This window comes from Marinospirillum sp. (assembly GCF_014859565.1).
Genome location: NZ_JACUUA010000060.1, coordinates 1 through 18702 on the forward strand (window position 1 = coordinate 1; position 18702 = coordinate 18702).

Below are 18702 nucleotides of genomic sequence, written 5' to 3' on the forward strand. Positions count from 1 at the left end.
GCCTTCTGCGCGGGGGAAAGCTTGGGCTTTCTCCCGCCGAAGTTGCCGGTGTTCTCCTTGCCTGCCCAGGTGCGTTCAACAATAAAATTTCTCTCCATTTCCGCGAACATGCCCAGCAGCTGGAGCATGGCGGTATTCATCGGATCTGAGCGGCGGGTATCCAGCCCTTGATGCAATGCCTGCAAAGTCACGCCCTTTTCTTTGAGCTGATCCACCACGGCCAGCACCTGACGCAGTGACCGGCCTAACCGGTCTAACTTGGTGACCACGAGTGTGTCACCCTCGCGCAGATAAGCCAGCATGTCATCCAGCGCCGCCTGGTTGGTTTCTGCCTTGCCTGAATGCTTGCCCTGAAAAATCTTGCGGCAACCGGCGGACTCCAGCTCCTGCACCTGGCCAGCCAGATCCTGACCCAATGACGACACCCGCGCCCAGCCGATTAAATCACCCATGATTAAAAAACCCCATGCCGAACAAGCCACTGCCACACGCTGCGCGTTGCCTGAGCATCAGCCAGCGCACTGTGAGCTGATCCGCTCCACACATGCCCCACATGATCCGCAGCAAACACCAGCTTTTTCCAGCGAAAATCATCGTGCCGTTCGTCCCACTCGCCATAAAATTGAGCAAAGGCTTCCATGCAACAGCAATGCCCCGCCGTCGCATCCACCACCGCCGGTGGCAAAAAATCCAGATCAAAAGCCGAGTTATAAATCACCAGCTGCCGCCCTCGAACCGCATCAATCACCTGATCCAGCACATCGTCCAGCGTTGGGCAATCCTGAACATCCGCTGGACTGATACCATGGATAGCTTCAGCACCCGGCCACACCGCTAGCCGTTTTGGGCGTAAACGCGTGTGTAATAGCGTTTCACCCTCAGCACCAACGATTGCAATTTCGACCGCTTCATCTTCAGAGGTACGGTTTAATCCAGTGGTTTCCAGATCCAGGTAAACGCAGTTCGGTGCTATCGGTTCCATCTAGCTATACCCCCTTTTTTGGCTGAGCAAGAAAACGCACTGATCTTAACAGTTATGAACACCAGCCTAACACACTGCTCAAAACTCTTAAAATGGAATTTTGAGCAGTGTTCAAAAAAAGGTTAGAGATTTGAACTAAAATGGAATACAGGGAGTAAGCAAGGAGCATGACGATACAGATCGGCTTAGCGTACACTTTCGTACCATTGGACTTCAAACCCCAGAAACCACCAGCTACCCGATTAGCTGCTTGATTGCAAGAACAGACTTGACTGGATAGATTTCTCATTCTTGAGTCGTTCTTCCGCGACCTTTGCATACTTCACGTTTGCTTCAAAACCGATATATTTTCTTCCAAGTGATTTTGCAGCGATAAGCGTTGAGCCGCTTCCACAGAATGGATCTAAAACAATTTGACCTTCTTGTGTTGTAAGCTCTATTAGGGCTTGCATTAGTCTTATTGGTTTTTGTGTTGGATGCTGCCCGGTTTCACCAGAAACAAACCCAGATGATAGAACGTTATCAGGTGATTTTTCGTATTTTAAAAAGGCACCTTCATTAAACGCACCAACGCCATGAGCCAGAACATTATCTGCAATAGTTGTTCCTATTTTATAAGGTTTAGTAAGCCAAAGAACCGGTTCAAAAGTTGGGCGAAGATTTCCAACACGCCAACCATCCCATTTTTTGGAATTTTCCAAATCACCTCGTCGCTCATAAACAATGCTCACACGCTGCGCTCTGTGTGGGGCACGCTGACGCATCCATGAGAACATGTCTTTAAAACTGAATCCTGCATCTTCTAGTGCAGAGATACAGCGATGTGAATAACGCCGACCCGCAAATATAAAAACAGAACCGCCAGGCTTTAGAACACGCAACCACTCTGACGCCCAAGTTGCGCACCATTCATAATATTGTTTTGGTATCTCACGATCTGCTTCAGACCAACCATTTATCGGCTTTCCACGTTTCTTAAAAATAGCACCCGCTTTTTCTTGGCCAGGACTCGAACCGAGATATGCGGAATTCTTATTCTCATGCAACACATCCCAATCTTCAGCGCCTATACCATACGGAATATCACTGAGAATTAAATGAGCATAATTATCAGGAATTTCTTTAATTCCAGTAATGCTGTCGCCATGGATGATCTTGTTCAAACACTTGCTCATTAATTTTACCTTATGCCAAGAAGGCCATTATCTGAAACGGAATTAATGACTTTAATTTTGCTTTCAATTTTATGAACTTTGATGAGTTCTTTGAGTGCATCTTCGTGGCTCATGCGCATGATTTTCTCACGCTCAGCCGCAAGAAACGACAGTGCTTCTTGTTTTGCCGCAATAATTGACTCAACGGCAGCCTGTTTTTCTAGCTTCCAAAGGTCATCAATTTTCTTTGAAAAACCAAGCATTGTTTTGTTCACGGCAAGCCAATACTGCGAAGCATCCTTTGATGGATTCAGTGCGGGTATTACCTTAAATATTTCGTGAATTAGATCCTCTGCTTTTTCCTTGCTCTCTAGCAAAGAAAAGGAAACTAGCATTGCAAGATGTGAATACGTAAATATACAAACATTTCTTGAGCTTGCTTGTTCGTATATTTGGCTTGATTTTGTTGGTAATTGGTAAATAGGGCAAACAACCATTGCATAAGGCTTTCCACGTTTCCAGCCATCCATTGCTTGGACTTTGAAATCCTTCTGATTTTTTGCAGTGCGACTCAATCTAAATGCCTTTGCATCTGCAACAAAACTGTAATTTCTTGCGAACGCTTCAACGTCTGCCGCATCTGCTCGTTCTTTCAAAACTAAACTTTTCAAGCCAAGTGATTTGTATGTCTCTGATAGGAGCGCATCAGTATATTTTGAATATTGCTTTTCTTCGCTTGTATCATGCCCAAACGACTCTGGTATATCACCGCTTAGGCGAAGATGGTCTATGAGGGAACCGGCCCCTTCTTTTTTTAACTCCGTAGAAAGTTCGTTTTCAAGTCTTTCTGAGTTAACTCCAAAATTGCCGCTAATTTTTCGGATTTCTTCAACCCAATATTCCCTGCGTTGAATTGCCACTTTTGTTATAACTTTCATTTGCGTATCACTCCGAAATATTTGTATTATTAAATAAATAGTCAAAATTAATTATTCATAGTGCCTGCACTTTTCAGCTTCATATACTTCTTTAGCCATGAAGCCGGTGGCGTTTTGCATATATTGTCTTTGCTTGTAAATGCACACTTGCCTTGAATGCTGTTTTTGGCACAAATTTCTGGATTTGTGTGTCTACAGCCTAATGTCTGTGTTTCGGTATCACCAGCTTGAAGTGGCGCATCATAAGTTTCTAAATTTCTCATTACATCTACCATGTTCCGATGTGGCGCGTTCTTAAGAAACTAACATTTTTATACTAGACACAAAGACCTAACTTACTTAATTTTCTCTTATAATACACAAAACTGCATGGGTGAAGGTAAAGCACTCTAACACCTCATGTTTCTTTCATATCCAACCAAAGTTACTGCTGGAAAAGCAGACGGCAGGTATATTATCCCAATATTCCCCCCGTTACCGCAACCAATTATTTTTATTGCTTTTATTGCAATTTTTGAGTATTTGCAGGAAATAACCAACAGCGTGATCATTTTGCTGTTTACAAGCAGAATATTTAATCACACCTTTTTGGCTAATCAGATTTCTCCATCAACCCTTACCAGATTCTGGTAGGATAACCCTGACGGGTACTCAGCACTTTTGAAAACTCAACAGGCGATCAATTCACGGTTTGGGCTGCCCGTCACCCACCACCGGCCAGATAGTTGCGCTGCTGGTTCACTACAAAACACCTTGTTTCCGTTAAAAAGATAACGCTTTTATTGCTCCTCTGGCTCAAGTGGTTGCGGCTGAAGCTCACTCATGACCATTTCATAAGTTTCAAACAACATCAGATCATACGGATCAAAGCCACCCTTCTTAGCGACCCGATAAGCCGTCCACATGCGGTTTCTGTCACCAGGGTTGAGGTAAGTGTTAATCCAAGTGTTAACCCGCTCTAACACACGACTAAGCAAATCCAGCCACTGCTGCTCCTGCCGTAGTTTTGGCATTGCCACAAGTTCAACCACATCAGCAGCCAAGCGATAAACCACAGCTTTTGGATTTTCAGCGTTATTTGGATTACGCTTATCAGCTCGAAACATTTGCAACTTGTACTCGGCACGATTCACACGACCGACCAGGTATTCAGTGATCCACGCCAGTTCTGAAACGGTGACTTTTTTATTTGGCCTTCCCATGTTGACGACCCCTTTTTTCGTTATCTGATTAACGATAATCTAACAAAAGGGAAGCTGGCTTGCAAGTATTTTTCGTTATTATGGTAACGCTAACGCGATGCGCCGTAAGACTGGATGATCAAAAATACACACCATTAAACGTTATTTAATTAACGGTAAAATGAGAAGGGGTTGCTAGGTCTGGAGTCAATACTAGAACCTGGAAAATTAAATTTTTACTTTTAAAAACAACAGCTTGAATAACAAAATGTAACCTTTTAAACCTTGCTGATATGAACAACAGTTCATATAATTAAGACGCAAGCCAGCCAGACCAGGCGCGGCGAACCCAAGGAGCAGCAAAATGATACTAAAAAACTGGGATATTCTTGACGACTACCCTGCAACCTTTGCCGGTTACACCAGCCAGCTATTCAGCATTGCTGAAAAAAAACTGATTACTGATGCGGTGCAAATGATTGAACAGAAAATGACCGCCAGGGTGCTGGAGTACAGTTTCACCAAACCGGAAACGGTGCAGCAGTACCTGCAGTTAAAAATGGCAACCCTGGAACATGAGGAAATGCACGCTCTATGGCTGGACAACCAACATTATTTAATCAAGCATGAGGTTTTAGCCATCGGCACCATTGATGCGGCCAGCGTGTACCCCCGCGAGATTGTGAAAAAAGCACTGCAACAAAACGCAGCTGCAGTAATTATTGCCCACAACCACCCATCTAATTTACTGGAACCCAGCAGATCAGACGACGCGATCACGCGCCGAATAAAAGAAGCGTTAAGCACCATAGACATCAGACTGTTAGACCATTTCATTGTGAGTGCCAGAGGCTGCTACAGTTACGCAAGCCACGGCAACTTATAAACCAGCAGCCCCCGAAAGGGGGCTTTTTTTGAAACCGGAAGGTGAACGTTTTGAAACCAGATGCACAGCAACACGACCCAGACCCGCAGAGACTGCGGGAGCTAATCGAAAAGAGTGGCCTTACTATTCGCGGCGCTGCTGAACAAATCGGCATTAGTGACCGGATGCTGCGCTATTACTTAACGCCAGAAGACAAAAAAAGCCACCGGCCTTGTCCTTACCCCGAACAGTTCGCACTGGAGTCGCTGGCCGCTGCCACCGGCGGCGAAGCCGCCCAGCAAGTGCATGGATGCACGCGCAGGCAGGAGCCGTAGCATCCAGGACGGATAGCCAACGGGAGGTTTTAGCAGACTTTGAGCACCACTGAAGATGGGCGCGGACGAAGTATAAACGGCACCGCCATCGTCTTTACGCGCCATGATTAACCGGGTTTTAGCGGTGTTGAAGGCACAAAAAAACCAACCTGGTGAAACCAGCCAGAGGGCTTTGAGCACGGGGTTTACCCCGCCACCAAAAGGGTGGGAGAAGCAAGCGAAAAAAGCGCATTTTTGAAATGCCTGGGAGCAGAAGGTAAACCAAAATAAAGCCAATAAGCTGGCCAGCCAGATGCGCTGAAACTGCGTGGCCGTGGGTTTTGGCCGCAAAAGTTTGAGCGCATCGGCTGTTGGCCAGCTTTGCTGATGAACCCAAAAAACTAAATGAAAGCACGGCTCTCAGGCAGAAAAAAATGCAATGCAAAACGCTTGCTTGGGCGGGGGTGGCGGGGGCTTCCCCAAACCCGCTGGGTTTTGCGGGGTTGGGGAAGCAAAAAAAGGTTTTAATGTTTTGCGCTTTTGAGTTTTTACGATTTTATGGTTTTGTGTTTATCAGTAATAAGAGCATAACCACTACCGAATCAACCTACACACGCTGCTACCCATCTGATAAATGAATCGAATTATAAGCCAAGTACCTGATGAATAACGAATCAGAGAACTGGAAATAGCCGGTGAAGCGCCGGTTTGCAGTGGAAGCCTAGGAGCAGAAGGTAAACCAAAAAAAACCAATAAGCTGGCCAGCCAGATGCGCTGAAACTGCGTGGCCGTGGGTTTTGGCCGCAAAGGTTTGAGCGCATCGGCTTGTTGGCCAGCTTTGCTGATGAACCCAAAAAACCAAACGAAAGCACGGCTCTCAGGCTGTAACAGCAAAAGGGGCGCTGGTGTTGATGGTTACCTGAACTTGCCTATTAGGGGGTTTCCCCGCCGACCGAAGGGCGGGAGAGCCGGTTTTGGGCTGCATTGAGAAGTGCGACTTTTCCGGCGCGGGGAGCAGCAAAAGGTATTGGGAGCCTGCGACCTTTACCGCTTGCTGCGGGCGACGGATTAGAAGCGCTGACCTTTGCAGCCCTAAAAACCGGCTGGGTGGGGGAGGCGGGGGACTTGCTTTAAAGCCGCATGGGTTTTGCGGCTGAGAAGCAAGCCGCTGAACGTGACGCACCACAACACTAGCAGCCCATGATAACGAGCGAGTTATCATGGGCTTGTATCACACGCGATGCGCCAAGGGTTTTGGGAGCTAGCTGAACCAGTAAAATTGTTCGTTCATGATAACTTGTTATCATGAACCTCTGGATGCCGACCGGGTTTCCGCTGCTCGGGCGGGAGAGCCAAGCGCCTGCTGAAAAAAACTGGGACACTCGATTCAGCCGGTGAAGCGCCGGTTTGCAGTGAAAGCCTGGGAGCAAATGACCAACCAGAACAAAGCCAAGGGCAGGCCAGCCAGCCGAGCTGAAGCGGTGTGGCCGTGGGTTTTGGCCGCAAAAGCTTGTGCTTGGCGGCTGTTGGCCTGCCTACACAATGCACCAGAACACTAACCGAAGGCACGGCTCTCAGGCTGGAACAGCAAAAGGGGCGCTGGTGTAGAAAAAAGACTGTGGCGTGAATTTTAAGGGCGCTTGGCTGGGTGGGTGCAGCGGATCTGCGCGGAAGCCCCCTGTGGGCTGACGGGCAGACTTTTTGTCTCGGTGCAGTAAAAACTAAGAGCTGGGTACCATACCCATGCGTTTGATGTAATCGTTTAGACTGGATGGAGGGATTTCTAAAAGCTTGGCTATGGAACGCTGGCTCAGGTTTTTATCCAGCAGCTTCTGGATTCTTTCTTTTTTAGCGTCCAATTTCAGTTTTTCAGCTTTACCTGGTGGCCGCCCCAGAATCTTACCGGCCTTCTTTCTTGCTGCTAATGCCTCTTTCGTCCGCATCGAGATAAACTCCCTTTCGATCTCTGCAGCCATGCCCAAAACCGTTGCGGTAATCGTGGCTTGCAGTGAACCATCAAAGATCATTTTTTGTTTGGCGATATGAACGCTAATTTTCTGCTCAGTGCATTTTTCCAGCACCTCCAACACCTGCAGGGTGCTCCTCGCTATTCGGCTGATTTCGGCAAAAATCAAAACAGAACCCTGGGGCAGTTCATCCAGCATTTTTCCCAGCTTCCGCTGCCGCCACTTCTTTTTGCCACTGGCTGTATCTTCAACAAACTCTAAGCCAGAAAACCCCTGAGCATTCGCATACTCAAGGATGCCGTGGCGTTGGTTATCCACGTCCTGAGCATCAGTTGAAACTCTCAAATAAGCTGTAATTTTCTGTTTGCTCATGGTGTAACAGAAGCCCCGCCGCTTATAAGAAAAGAAATTATCCTGTTACACCCTCTAGCCCTTGTCCTACAAGGCTTTCAGGGTGTAACTGTACATTTTTTTTAGCCTGAATTTTTAGCTTCATAACCGCTGTTTTTCTGGCTGAAAATTTTTCTACATCAGCAAGCGTATTAGCAGAATAAACCCACTGGTCAGCAGCGGTTCTCCAGCTACTTACCCGGCTGGATTGCAACTCAAAACCCCAGCCGGTGAGCAGATTTTTTAACCAGGCTGTATGCAGGCGCTTGGGTGCTTTTGCAGCCGGTGGTTTGGTGATCAGATGGTAGGTTGGTTTGACTGCTTTCCGGAAAGTTGTGCTTAGGCGCTCGGCATCGGTACCAGTAAACCGAATTTCACCGTTTACATCTTTAAGGTCATCAATAATCCGGCTCACCAGCTCGACCTGCTGGGCTGTGTGCTTTTTGAAGGCAAAAACGCTTTGCTCGGCATCACCAGAAAGTGCATCCAGATCAACACCAGCGGCGGCGGCTTTGAGCAGGGTTTGCCGTTCAACCTGTTTAATCAGCCCACCAAAAATAGCTTTTTTAGCCAGCTCATGCGGTAGGTTCCCAGCTGAGTCAAAATCGGCATACCCAAGCTGTAATGCCTGTTCGATCTGATAGCGGGCTAGTTTTGCAGCATCTTTTTCTCTACCGGCACTGACTGCTGATAAATGATCAGCTTCCAGTTCGTTAATGCGCTCTGCTGTGCGCGTGCTTTCGATCTCTTTCTCTTTGGTTTCCAGCTGCGCCTGTGCGACTTCTTCAATACCTTCTCTATTGGATTCTTCGTAACAGGTAGAAACTTGAATACTCGCATTCAGCAGGTGACCGTGCAGGATCAGGAAGGGGTTAGAAGAATTGAGGTTTTTTTGCTGCAGGGCTGCAATTTGTCCGGTAGTAAAAGTGCAGTTTATTGCTACTTCACCACCGTCTTGCCAAGCCGCTTGCTGGGCTTCTAATTCCAGCTCTTGTGCTGGTATGTATTCGCGCTGAGGCCGCATAAAATGCGAGTTGGCCGCGATTTTAACGGTGCCACCGGCAGCCCATCTAAACCGTCTTGCTAACTGCCAGATTGCAGGTGCATCAAGGCTATCATGGGTGATAAAGCCAAAAATGTTGGCCTCAATGCTGGTTACACTGAACCCTGAGCTGAGTACCGGACTGTAGACAATTAATTGATATTCTGTGGCTTGTGCATTGGGATCAGCTAAAAAACGTGCCTGCTCTTGCTCGGCGGTAGTGCGTGCTGTCAGCAATAAAGAACGACCGGAACACTCGCGTGAATAGAGCGCATGGGCAGCCTCGGCCCCGCGCCGGGTGGTGCAGAAGATGACAGTTTTTCTGCCAGCTTGAAGGCTTTTAATCACTGATTCATGCAGGGGCTGATTGTCTTTCTTCTTTCCATTTACTTTAACGCGCTGGGCCGGGAAGAGTTCAACTCTGGGTGGTAGGTGGGCCTGCTCATTACAGGCAAAAATCGGCAGATTCAGCTGCTTAACAAGATGGGCGGTTGTGGGGGTAACATCACCATCGAGGGCAACTATCTGCACCCCGAAGAGCGTACAACCATCCAGTAGCGTCAAAAATCGCTGTTTTTGCTGGCCGCTTAAAATGCTGGAGGCACCGAAAAGCAAGCTGGACACCTGGGCGGCTTCGTCGATGACCAGCAGCCCATTTTTAGATGCCAGGTCGGTGATCAACGGCATCATGCTCTCACGGGTTGCCCCGTGTACGGTGCTGGATATGCCGCCACTCAGTTCCAATAGCTCTGGCGTTTCCGTGTAAATGTCCAGCTCCAGGGTTTCTGCATTTTGGCCTGCCAGGCTGCGGAGAACAGTGACGGCCAGAACCGGCCTCCCTGCTTTTCTGGCTTTTTCGATCAACGGCTTGGCTAGGCCGGAAGTCTTGCCGGTGCCCAAGGGAGCCTGAACAAAGGCACTTTTTCCCTCGGTTAGCGCTTTCTCAAGGCTGGAAAACCGGGTGAATTTTTTAACCACCGGAATTGACTGATGCATTGGTGCGGCACGACCAGCCAAGTGATGCGCCCACCATTGTTGGGCTTTTACCAGATCAACACCGGCTTGCTGTGCGGCTTTTTCTAGTCCTTGGGGATTGATTCCAGCCTTGTGTTCGTAGCAAGCTTTAATTAAGGCTTGGCGTGGGGTTTGGTGGGCAGCACTGACGAGGGGTTTACCCAGTAACTCACTGATTTTTTCCTGAGCCTGAGCAGCCCTTTTTTCATCTTCTGGCGTGACCAGACCACGCCTTTTTTTATTGCTGAACGCAGTCAGAATCAGGCGCTCATTCGCCGCCGATTCCTCGGCTTTTTTACGCGCCCATTCGCGCTTTTCATTGGCGGAAAAACTACGCTCATCAGTGATCAGGTCTTGAGCAGTCAGCCCTACTGCATCGCGGATTTCGCTGTGCGAGTGACCGGCATAGCAGTAAAAAACCACACGGGAGCGGTCGAACTGACTGTCCGGCTGCATTTCCGTAATAACCAGTTTGCGCTCTTTACGTTTTTTTGAATTTTCGCGGGAACAACAGGGGCAGGCGGCGCGGTGGTCGTGCTTGCCGGATGATTGCACAAAATCAAAGAAGGATAGAATCTGCTCAAGCTGCATAACGGGGAGCCTCCATGCTTTTTTGCCCTGAAATTTTTGGGGCAATTTTTCTTGTTAGTTGGCGTCCTTCTGTTTTGTTATAAAACAATTTAACGCAGGTAGATAACTTGCGCTCTTGATTAAGAGCAAATAAACTGATCATTGTGATTACCTTGTAATGGATTACACAGGTTAGAGGGTGTTACCAGCACCCTCTAACCAGCCTCTCAATTCCTACATCTTTACTAATACTTCATCAAACCCCACTTTTTTTGCAGCTGCAAAAGCGGCTTTAGCGGTCTTGAACCGCCTAATTTCATGTCTGTAAGTTTCTAACTTTAACCACTGATCTGTTAGCTTGTTTCGGAAAAACAGCAGGCAACAACCATCGTTATCTATTTTTATTTGACTTTGGTCAAGCACCTGATTCTTCTTCAGTGAAATCGCGTCGCGTAACTGCATAATCAAAAATCCTCAACTAATACCCATCTGCAAAATTTACATTTTGCGCCACAAAAGTCAACTCGTTTGACTGTTCAGCTAGGGATAAAAATCATGAGTGAAAAACAGGGAGTCTATGAAGTACACCGGAAAAACAGTGAGTTGCTAGAGCATCAGTTACCAGGCATTGACGAAGACCTAGACTTGAGCTTTGAAAGACTGCCCTTTGAGTACCGGACAAATGAAGAGAGAGAGGCGTTTTTGAAAGTACGCTATCAAGGCATAAGGTCGCTCAGTGAGCAAGAGCTAGATCTTTTTGATCGAATGATTAAACGAATGGCTGTGCCTGTTTATAGGCTGTATCCGAATGAGATTAGTGAACTACAGGCCAAGGTGAGAAGGTGACCGAATAATACGTTGGTTTATCCCGGACGCTTTGCCAATATTGGTCGGGATAGACTGGGTACGTCGGACTCACCCCCCTTACCTGCGGTTTTTTTTATTTTCGGAAATCCGAAAATAACAAATGTCCATTGGACAAGGAGAACCCCTGCTATGCGATACCTGAAACTGAAAAAACACTGCCGTCCCCGCGCTGATGGCACGGTGATTGTTGACCCCATCATTGTTGATTCCCCCCGCAAATACGCTGCACAGCGAGAACGCCGTGAAACCTACATCAGTAAAAGAAAATGTCATCTGGTGTTTGGTGCCCACGATTCGGGCAAGAGCCGCTGGCTCCAGCGGATGCACGGAAAATGGGAAAAAATCTGGGGTGCAAAAATTAGTGCTGCGCCGGTTTTTTTGGGGGCATTACATCCAGTCAGTACCTGGACTGACCAACCCCATGTTGAGAAATGGCACGATAAACTGGAAAAAGCCGCTGCAGAGCATGATCCCGATTACACCCTTCGGCCCTGGGCAAAGCTGAATCAGCAACAAAGATCCGAGCGGTTGGCCGACTACCTGGCGGACACCGGTGCGCTTTTGTTTATTGACGACGCGCACAAACTCACTGGCCGAAAACTTGAACTGGCGCGGCGTTGCGTGATTTCAGCCAATATCTGGCTGATTGCAACCAGCCAAGAAAACAGGTTACCGCCGAACCTACGCACGATAATTGACCGGCGCGAACCCCAGCGCACACGACTGATGACTGATGCCGCTTACGATGCCACCAGCATTGTTATGTGGCTGATCATCGTGATTGCCATAGGCATTGGCTGGTGGGAAGCCGCTCTGATCCTCGGTGGTTTAAAAGTTCTCGGCAGCGGGAGACGCGCAGCGCGACCCGACTAACACTGAAAAGGAGTTCAGAAATGAAAAGAGTAAAACTGAATAAAACGGTTTTTTTGCTGATAATTGCTCTTTTTTCGGCGCAATTAGCCGCAGAAGAACAACGTGGCTGGTGGCCGTTGCATAACCCCTGGGCCGATGCCGCCAGCGACCCAGAACCCCCTCCACGGGTACGCCCCTACGAGCTGCCGCGTTTTGACGAACAAACCCAGGGCGACCACCATACACAAATCCCCCCGCTGCAATCTGCTCCTTATGTTGATGGTGACCTTATTTTTAAAAGCGTGACCAACTGCTACCCAGAACCTAGTAAATTTCGCTTGGAGCTTGAGTTAGAAGGGCGTTATGGCAACCGGGGGTACTATGACCCCACCGGCCAGACTGATCTGGGCGGCTATTACGCAGGAATTGTTGCGCGGATGCCGCTCTACTCAGCAACGGAACTGAATAGAGAACGAGAGCGCGAGTACATGCGGCGCACCGCCACTGCTGAAACCATCGGGCAACTGATGGCCGCGCTTGCCCAGCGCAATCATGCTGTCCGTGAACTGGGGCTTTATTCCAGCTTGGAAGCCAGGTCACAGGTGCGGGTTGCTCAGGGTGTGGTTGGTGTAGATGAGCAAGTTCAGCACCTGACGAAAGTTGCTCAAGCACAACAAGCACTGATCATGGCGGAAACTGCGCTAGTGCAGCATCGTTTAATACTCGTTGGTCAGTGTGACGACCGACACGCACAAACTGTTAACGGCTACTTAAAGCGGATTACACGGCTACCGAGGGCAGGCCATGAAACGCCATAAGAAAAAGCAGATCCGGCTTTTCTGGTGCGACTCTGCGAGGTGCTGGATTGCGGACTACCCCTATAACTGGATTGCCGAATACTGTTACGGCACAACAGAAATACCGCTCTATGTCGGGAAAGAAGCTGAGCCCGAAGAATTACGCATGGAACTATTGGCACAAAACCCCGGCTGGGCGTGTTACATCTGCTGGCCGGAGTGGAGGGAGGGAACCGATGAAATGGATTAACCATGTCGCCATAGGCGGCGCAACTACTGCCCTGATTAACCCCGCATTGGTGCCGGTCGCCATGTTGGGCGCTACTGCCCCCGATTGGATGGAATGGATCGCTAAAGGCATTGGCCGACCCGTTAAACACCGTGGACCGACTCATTACTTAGCTGTTTGGTTGGTTGCACTGCTGGCCGCATGGATATTGGAGCCGACCGGTGTACTTGCTGCTTTTGCCTGGGGCGGCTTAACCCACATCATTTGTGATGCTATGACGGTTTCCGGTGTGCCCTTTTCGCCTTATAGTGACAGGCGGTTTCATTTATTTGGTGGGCGTTTTCGGACAGGTGATCCAGCTGAATATGCCATTTCATTTGGCGTGGTGGCGGCCTGCGTTGGGGTGTTTATGATGATCGGCAGCGCCTCAAGCGGCTGGTACCCATTTTTTTATGATTGGCATGGTTTATACAACCAGGGGGTGATTGATGGGAGCGAATGGCGGGCAAATCGTTTCAGATTCTTCTAGAAACCAAAAAAGAAGGTGTGATTGGCACAAGCGTATTTTGTATATATTGCTTTTAGTATCAGTTGGTTGGCACATACACACTCTTGTCTTGGCTAATGATGCGGCTGATGCAGCAATGGAGCTGATCACTAAATGCGCTTACTGGTGATGAATTTGAGAAAGACTTTTTTACTATTTGCTGCAATTTTTTTTGCCAGCACAACCCTAGCGGCACCGGCGAATTTTGAACAGGCCAAGACCGAAGCGCGGCGCTACGTTTACCACGACCGCACTGAGGCGGGGACTTTTTATTGTGGCTGCAACTGGGAATGGGTAGGGCGTTCCGGTGGCAGGACAAACTTGCAAAGCTGCGGCTACCAGATCCGTAGCCAGCCAACCCGAGCCAACCGAACCGAGTGGGAGCATATCGTACCGGCCAGCAGCTTTGGACAACTGCGTCAGTGTTGGCAGCAGGGTGGCCGCTCTAACTGCGGCGAAACAGATCCTGTTTTCAGGGCAATGGAAGCCGACATGCACAACCTGACCCCCGCAGTGGGTGAAGTGAATGCAGACCGCAGTAACTACCAGTTTGGGGTTTTACCAGGGACACAAAAGCAGCACGGAGCCTGTGATTTTAAGGTGGATTTCTCGGCACGAACGGCTGAACCAAGGGATGCGGTAAAAGGCCAGATTGCCCGAATTTATTTTTACATTCATGATCGTTACGACGTGCCCATGAGCCGACAACAGCAGCAGCTGATGCTGGCTTGGCACCGGCAACACCCTGTTAGTGACTGGGAGCGCGAACGCGACCGCAGGATAGCGGCCAGAATGGGGCACTCGAACCCTTTTGTAACCGTTGAACGCACCTGGACACTCGGCCATAAAAACAGCGGCGATGGACTTTTTTCTGCACTGCCAAAGAACCACCCAGTTACTCAAAAAATCGAGGGCGTAATCATCGGCAACAAAAACAGCAAGGTTTACCACCTGCCCCAAGGTTGCCCAAGTTACAACCGAGTTGCAGAGCAAAACCGCATTGAATTTGCGATTGAGGCCGAGGCACAGGCTGCCGGATTCACCAAAGCTGGAAACTGCCGCTAACTAAAAATATCCACAAAATTTGTGGGTAACCCGGTGGGCAGTTTGCCCATCGGTACACCGGCTGAATGGCTCACCGACTGGTTAAAAAATAAACATCAAAAACCCTTCACTTTTACCAGGCAACTGGCTAAAATCATTTTTACAAAATCGTAAAAACTTAAAAGCGCAAAAGGTGAAAAGATGATTTACAGCATCCTGAACCAGAAGGGCGGCGTAGGAAAAACAACGCTTTCCGTCAACTTGGCGGCCAGCTTTGCCCGTGGCGGAGCGCGTGTTCTGCTGCTGGATGCTGATCCCCAGGGCAGCAGTTTAGACTGGGCTGCAGCGCGGGAAGATGAACCCCTTTTCACTGTGCTTGGCTTACCACGACCCACGATCCACAAAGAAATTACCCAGCTGGCTAAGGATTACGACCACGTTTTTATCGACGGGCCACCCCGCGTAACAGAGCTGGCCAGATCCGCGATTATGGCCGCTGACGTGGTGCTGATCCCCGTGCAGCCCAGCCCTTATGATGTTTGGGCGGCTGACGAAGTGGTGCAGCTGATCAAAGAAGCCCAGATTTATAAAGAAAGACTGAAAGCCTTTTTTGTAATTAACCGTAAAATCGTAAATACAGCAATCGGGCGCGACGTGGGCGAAGCCCTGGAAAATTATCAACTGCCGGTGCTGGCCAGCAGCATTAACCAGCGGGTGGTTTTTGCAGAAACGGCTGCTGTTGGTAAAGCCGTTTTTGAAACCAAAGACAAACAGGCGGCTGAAGAAATTGAAGCCATCAAGAAAGAACTGCAGGAGCGCACAGCATGAGCGGAAAAAAAGTGGCCTTTGGTGCCAAACCCAAACAAACCCCAACCGCTGACGACTGGGTGGAAAAACGCGAAACACCCGAAGACGAAAACAAACCGAAAATGAAGCGCCTGACCATTGATATACCGGAAGACCTACACCGCCAGATCAAAGCAGAATGCGCTATGCGGGGCAGCAAAATAGCGGATGAAGTGCGGGAACTGCTTTTGCAGAAATATGGAAAAGCGTAGAAAAGTAAAAGTGATTAAAATGAAACACAACAAGCTACGAACTTTACCGCACACGCCAGAGTGCCTTAGCAAAAACAGCGCTTGAAATAACCAAGCTGCGGAACCCAGCACTGTTGAAGCCGTTAAAAAAGCACACGGATGCACAAATTGCACGCTACCTGCTTTTGGGCAGCCGTGAATTCATTCAGTCGCTGGATTCCGTAATCATTGCTGAATAACTGCTATGGGGGCGCGAAAGCGAAAGCCCCCAACGCCCACTACCGCAGCAAGCAAAGGATAACTCCTTAATGAGAGCTGAGCATCAGGAACCCGACACATACGCCTTATTAAAGTTATTACAAAAGTGAACAGATGAAGTCACTATTGAAGGGTCTAGTTTAACATTAAAATCTTCGTATATTATTTCTGATACAATTAAAGGCAGTAAATTATAAAGATCATCAATAGCACTTTGGTTACCAGTGATGAGTGAATAAAAAGACCGGCCATCAATTACACGAATATCTTCCCTGTATGGCAATGTCATATGAGATTGATTGTCGGAAGGGATAAAAGGTTTATTATAAACAGTGGCGTTTTTAGGTAAAATCTCAACATAGTAACCAGTATAACCAGGATAACCATTTAGCTTGTGTTCTAGATCTCTGTAAATAGAAACTTTATGATTACCTTTTGTGGTGTTGTGCTTGTTTTTGATTTCAGCAATTATCTTTTTTCCATGGTGCACAATGTCAACCACATTCCCTATAGGCAAAAGAGTTACACCGTCAACTGATCCAATTATTTCTTCATGCAGTGTACCTATTGCATTTTGCTTTGTTTTTTGTATTTGTCTTTCATGCTCTTGTTTCATCCATTGATCCAAACTAATATTTTGAGACAATGAATCTATTACAGCCGAGAAACAATCCAAGGTGTTACGATAGATGTCTTGTCCTACAATTTGAGCTTGATATACTCTTCTGATACTGCCGCGTATAGCTTCTTTAAGTTTTGTTTTATCAAATGCCGACATAGTTGTTAATCTCCTTTAGCCGAGTGATTTCTTTATTAAGAAAAACGCAGCGTATCATACAGGTAAATTTTGGAGAATTCACAAAAATACCGTAATTAAAAAAGTCTTTTATAAACAATAAGTTAAAATATCTGAAACAGCTTTAGGAAGACTATAGCGCAATAGTAGACACCTTAAAAAGTAGATGGGCTTGAAAAAATACTGGACCTGTATAACGGAATGGTGTATATTGATACAGTGTCTAACGTGAAAGTGGAAACGTCATTATGCATGGTATCCAAAATAAAGCCAGCTACAGTATTGAAATGCTAGCAGATATACTATCTCAATCTAAAGCAACAATAAACGCAAGGGTTAAAAAAGGTGAGTTAAATGTTTGTAAATATACAGGAAAAATAGATATAAATAATTTGCTTGAATTTAAAGAAATTAACTCTATGGTCGAAAGTAATTGGGATGAGGAGCACTCAATAAAACCAATAAAAGAATTTAAAATGGTTGAGCTATTTGCTGGCGGCGGCGGTCTAGCCATTGGAATGGAGCAAGCAGGACTTAAAAGTATATTTCTGAATGAAATAGATAAAGATGCCTGCAACACATTAAGACATAACAGGCCTGAATGGAATGTTGTGGAAGGGGATATTTCTAATATTAACTTCAAAGAAATAAATCATGAGGTTGATGTGCTGACTGGCGGTTTCCCATGCCAAGCCTTTTCTTATGCGGGAAAAAGCTTGGGTTTTGAAGATACACGTGGGACGCTTTTTTTTGAAATGGCACGAGCTATAAAAGAAACAAAACCTAAATTATTTCTTGCTGAGAATGTTAAAGCTTTATCAACTCATAATAACGGAAAGACACTAAATACAATAAAAAATATAATCAATGAAATAGGTTATGATTTAATTGATGCAAGGGTTCTCAAGGCTATATTTTATAAGGTGCCGCAAAAAAGAGAAAGACTAATAATGATTGGGATAAGAAAGGATTTATCAGGAAAAGTTCGTTTTCATTGGCCTTCACCATACAAAAGAATAATGACAATACGAGACGTGCTTTATGCAGGAGAACTATACGATACAGATGTACCTAAATCTGAAGGACAAGAGTATCCGAAAAGAAAAAAAGAAATTATGTGTAAAGTACCACAGGGAGGATACTGGCGAAACTTACCAGATGATTTACAACGTGAATATATGGGGGGAAGCTACTTTTTAGGTGGGGGTAAAACAGGTATGGCAAGACGCCTATCCTTAGATGAGCCAAGTTTAACATTAACAACTTCACCTGCACAAAAACAGACTGAACGCTGCCATCCTATTGAGACAAGGCCATTGCAGGTGCGTGAGTATGCGAGAATCCAAACATTTCCTGATAATTGGGAGTTCAAAGGGTCAAAAAATTCTGCTTATAAGCAAATTGGAAATGCGGTACCAGTAAACATGGCAAGAGCATTAGGTAATTCATTGGTAAGATTGTTGAATGATATCGAAAAAATAAATTAAAATTAATCGGCAGGATGGAAAGAAAATGAATTCAAACAAATTGATTTTCAATAAAAATTATTTCGAAGAGAAAATACCGCCAACATTTTATGACCATAGTAATAGAAATGATATTTGCCCATCTATCTACTCAAGATTGCTTGGTATTAAGATTTTCATAGACAGTAAAAACCCTGAGGAAAGAGAGGAGCCAAATTACCCAAGATTCTCAGTTTACAAAACAAATGAAATTGGAGAAACAGAAGAGATAGCGTACGAGACAGAAGTTTGGCAAGAAATATTAGATTTTATTGAAAAATTAAAACAAAGCGGAACTGGGGTTTGAAGTCCAATGGAACGAAAGTGTACGCTAACCCACCACCCGCATTACC

At 46.8% G+C, this 18702-nt stretch carries 24 protein-coding genes; 12 read left to right on the forward strand and 12 right to left on the reverse strand.

What is annotated here, in order from left to right; genetic code table 11:
- The 6 genes from IBX50_RS09570 to IBX50_RS09595 form a co-directional block, all read right to left on the reverse strand.
- Positions 1–452 (reverse strand): recombinase family protein (locus tag IBX50_RS09570; RefSeq protein ID WP_292255379.1); only part of this gene is annotated, 452 nt, incomplete at its 3' end.
- Between the two features lie 2 nt (positions 453–454).
- Positions 455–982 carry a 3'-5' exonuclease gene (locus IBX50_RS09575; protein ID WP_292255381.1) on the reverse strand — a complete coding sequence of 176 codons (528 nt, stop codon included), beginning with the start codon at positions 980–982 and terminating at the stop codon, positions 455–457.
- A 242-nt stretch (positions 983–1224) separates the two neighbouring features.
- On the reverse strand, positions 1225–2145 hold the full coding sequence (locus IBX50_RS09580) for a site-specific DNA-methyltransferase (protein ID WP_292255383.1): 921 nt from the start codon (positions 2143–2145) through the stop codon (positions 1225–1227).
- 17 nt (positions 2146–2162) lie between these two features.
- Positions 2163–3074, reverse strand: a complete 912-nt coding sequence (locus IBX50_RS09585) for a HindIII family type II restriction endonuclease (protein WP_292255385.1) — start codon at positions 3072–3074, stop codon at positions 2163–2165.
- Positions 3075–3121: 47 nt separating this feature from the next.
- Positions 3122–3337: a hypothetical protein gene (locus IBX50_RS09590; RefSeq protein ID WP_292255386.1), complete on the reverse strand. Its 216-nt coding sequence runs from the start codon at positions 3335–3337 to the stop codon at positions 3122–3124.
- 516 nt (positions 3338–3853) lie between these two features.
- Positions 3854–4276: a hypothetical protein gene (locus tag IBX50_RS09595; protein ID WP_292255387.1), complete on the reverse strand. Its 423-nt coding sequence runs from the start codon at positions 4274–4276 to the stop codon at positions 3854–3856.
- A 343-nt stretch (positions 4277–4619) separates the two neighbouring features.
- On the opposite strand from IBX50_RS09595, the gene radC reads away from it, so the two are divergent.
- Positions 4620–5141 (forward strand): DNA repair protein RadC, encoded by a 522-nt coding sequence (gene radC, locus IBX50_RS09600; RefSeq protein WP_292255389.1) that lies wholly within the window; start codon positions 4620–4622, stop codon positions 5139–5141.
- A gap of 179 nt (positions 5142–5320) precedes the next feature.
- Here radC and IBX50_RS09605 read toward each other — a convergent pair whose 3' ends face one another.
- Positions 5321–5785 (reverse strand): hypothetical protein, encoded by a 465-nt coding sequence (locus tag IBX50_RS09605; protein WP_292255390.1) that lies wholly within the window; start codon positions 5783–5785, stop codon positions 5321–5323.
- A gap of 20 nt (positions 5786–5805) precedes the next feature.
- On the opposite strand from IBX50_RS09605, the gene IBX50_RS09610 reads away from it, so the two are divergent.
- Complete coding sequence (locus IBX50_RS09610) at positions 5806–6072, forward strand: hypothetical protein (protein WP_292255392.1); 267 nt, start codon at positions 5806–5808, stop codon at positions 6070–6072.
- 1083 nt (positions 6073–7155) lie between these two features.
- Here IBX50_RS09610 and IBX50_RS09615 read toward each other — a convergent pair.
- The 4 genes from IBX50_RS09615 to IBX50_RS09630 all read right to left on the reverse strand — a co-directional run bounded on the left by IBX50_RS09615 (position 7156) and on the right by IBX50_RS09630 (position 10879).
- Entirely contained in the window at positions 7156–7773 is a 618-nt protein-coding gene (locus tag IBX50_RS09615; protein WP_292255394.1) for a recombinase family protein, read from the reverse strand.
- Positions 7774–7810: 37 nt separating this feature from the next.
- Positions 7811–10438, reverse strand: a complete 2628-nt coding sequence (locus tag IBX50_RS09620) for a DEAD/DEAH box helicase (RefSeq protein WP_292255396.1) — start codon at positions 10436–10438, stop codon at positions 7811–7813.
- Positions 10428–10580, reverse strand: coding sequence for a hypothetical protein (locus IBX50_RS09625; protein WP_292255397.1), 153 nt, complete (start codon positions 10578–10580; stop codon positions 10428–10430). The genes IBX50_RS09620 and IBX50_RS09625 overlap by 11 nt, the downstream gene beginning before the upstream one ends.
- A gap of 71 nt (positions 10581–10651) precedes the next feature.
- Positions 10652–10879: a hypothetical protein gene (locus tag IBX50_RS09630; RefSeq protein WP_292255399.1), complete on the reverse strand. Its 228-nt coding sequence runs from the start codon at positions 10877–10879 to the stop codon at positions 10652–10654.
- 93 nt (positions 10880–10972) lie between these two features.
- On the opposite strand from IBX50_RS09630, the gene IBX50_RS09635 reads away from it, so the two are divergent.
- The 8 genes from IBX50_RS09635 (at position 10973) to IBX50_RS09670 (ending at position 15811) form a co-directional block, all read left to right on the forward strand.
- Positions 10973–11263 carry a hypothetical protein gene (locus tag IBX50_RS09635; protein ID WP_292255401.1) on the forward strand — a complete coding sequence of 97 codons (291 nt, stop codon included), beginning with the start codon at positions 10973–10975 and terminating at the stop codon, positions 11261–11263.
- A gap of 150 nt (positions 11264–11413) precedes the next feature.
- On the forward strand, positions 11414–12157 hold the full coding sequence (locus tag IBX50_RS09640) for a hypothetical protein (protein ID WP_292255403.1): 744 nt from the start codon (positions 11414–11416) through the stop codon (positions 12155–12157).
- 20 nt (positions 12158–12177) lie between these two features.
- A complete protein-coding gene (locus IBX50_RS09645) occupies positions 12178–12954 on the forward strand; it encodes a hypothetical protein (protein ID WP_292255405.1) in 777 nt (258 codons plus the stop codon).
- Positions 12941–13183: a hypothetical protein gene (locus IBX50_RS09650; protein WP_292255407.1), complete on the forward strand. Its 243-nt coding sequence runs from the start codon at positions 12941–12943 to the stop codon at positions 13181–13183. Before IBX50_RS09645 ends, IBX50_RS09650 begins: the two co-directional genes overlap by 14 nt.
- Positions 13170–13691, forward strand: a complete 522-nt coding sequence (locus IBX50_RS09655; protein ID WP_292255408.1) for a metal-dependent hydrolase — start codon at positions 13170–13172, stop codon at positions 13689–13691. Before IBX50_RS09650 ends, IBX50_RS09655 begins: the two co-directional genes overlap by 14 nt.
- Positions 13692–13844: 153 nt before the next feature.
- Positions 13845–14774 carry an endonuclease gene (locus IBX50_RS09660; RefSeq protein ID WP_292255409.1) on the forward strand — a complete coding sequence of 310 codons (930 nt, stop codon included), beginning with the start codon at positions 13845–13847 and terminating at the stop codon, positions 14772–14774.
- Positions 14775–14954: 180 nt separating this feature from the next.
- Positions 14955–15581, forward strand: a complete 627-nt coding sequence (gene parA, locus IBX50_RS09665; RefSeq protein ID WP_292255411.1) for a ParA family partition ATPase — start codon at positions 14955–14957, stop codon at positions 15579–15581.
- Positions 15578–15811, forward strand: coding sequence for a plasmid partition protein ParG (locus IBX50_RS09670; RefSeq protein ID WP_292255412.1), 234 nt, complete (start codon positions 15578–15580; stop codon positions 15809–15811). Before parA ends, IBX50_RS09670 begins: the two co-directional genes overlap by 4 nt.
- A gap of 301 nt (positions 15812–16112) precedes the next feature.
- On the opposite strand, the gene IBX50_RS09675 is transcribed toward IBX50_RS09670, so the two are convergent.
- Positions 16113–16826 (reverse strand): Eco47II family restriction endonuclease, encoded by a 714-nt coding sequence (locus IBX50_RS09675; RefSeq protein ID WP_292255413.1) that lies wholly within the window; start codon positions 16824–16826, stop codon positions 16113–16115.
- A 266-nt stretch (positions 16827–17092) separates the two neighbouring features.
- Here IBX50_RS09675 and dcm point away from each other — a divergent pair, with 266 nt between their 5' ends.
- Positions 17093–18331, forward strand: a complete 1239-nt coding sequence (gene dcm / locus IBX50_RS09680; protein ID WP_292255415.1) for a DNA cytosine methyltransferase — start codon at positions 17093–17095, stop codon at positions 18329–18331.
- A gap of 25 nt (positions 18332–18356) precedes the next feature.
- Complete coding sequence (locus tag IBX50_RS09685; protein ID WP_292255416.1) at positions 18357–18656, forward strand: hypothetical protein; 300 nt, start codon at positions 18357–18359, stop codon at positions 18654–18656.
- Positions 18657–18702: the final 46 nt, after the last annotated feature.